2 tRNA genes and 1 rRNA gene are annotated in these 712 nt (G+C 56.7%); all 3 read right to left on the bottom strand.

Annotation, left to right across the window (positions count from 1 at the left end):
- Nucleotides 1-123: 123 nt before the first annotated feature.
- Nucleotides 124-199: transfer RNA gene (locus EAH76_RS23770), tRNA-Ala, on the bottom strand.
- A 22-nt stretch (nucleotides 200-221) separates the two neighbouring features.
- Nucleotides 222-298: transfer RNA gene (locus EAH76_RS23765), tRNA-Ile, on the bottom strand.
- Between the two features lie 227 nt (nucleotides 299-525).
- Nucleotides 526-712: ribosomal RNA gene (locus tag EAH76_RS23760) — 16S ribosomal RNA — on the bottom strand; the annotation flags it as partial.

Here is a 712-nt window from a genome sequence, read left to right as displayed (position 1 = left end):
AACGCCGATATCACGGCATCGATTTTAAGAACCCATTCACAATGTCAAATAAGGCGGGGCTAACCCCGCGTGTTCCGCCGAAGCGGAAGAGTTTTCTCTTCATCTCTAGGTTTTGGTGGCGAGTGGTGGAGCCTATCGGGATCGAACCGATGACCTGATGCTTGCAAAGCAACCGCTCTCCCAGCTGAGCTAAGGCCCCATACTCTTTTAAAGCGCGAAAGTGGTGGGCCTGGGTGGATTCGAACCACCGACCTCACCCTTATCAGGGGTGCGCTCTAACCAACTGAGCTACAGGCCCATGCCTCGCTCGCGCGCCCGTCAGTCGCAGCAAAGCTGCGCCTTGTGGGCGCGCTTAACTGCGCTGGCCGAGCTTGGCGACGTGCGAAATAGCTTGCGCTATTTCGTCTCGCGCCTTGCGCTTAACCTAGTGATGAAGGGACATGAGGACGGCGGCAAATGTTCTTTGGAATGGAAGAAGCTCTTCTCAATGGCGAACCATCGAGCGCTTTCTGCCGATATCCTTAGAAAGGAGGTGATCCAGCCGCAGGTTCCCCTACGGCTACCTTGTTACGACTTCACCCCAGTCGCTGAACCCACCGTGGTCAGCTGCCTCCTTGCGGTTAGCGCACTGCCTTCGGGTGAATCCAACTCCCATGGTGTGACGGGCGGTGTGTACAAGGCCTGGGAACGTATTCACCGCGGCATGCTGATC

It is taken from the genome of Sphingomonas glacialis, assembly GCF_006439055.1.
Classification (GTDB): Bacteria; Pseudomonadota; Alphaproteobacteria; order Sphingomonadales; family Sphingomonadaceae; genus Sphingomonas; species Sphingomonas glacialis_A.
This window is presented reverse-complemented; position numbering and strand designations above follow the sequence as displayed.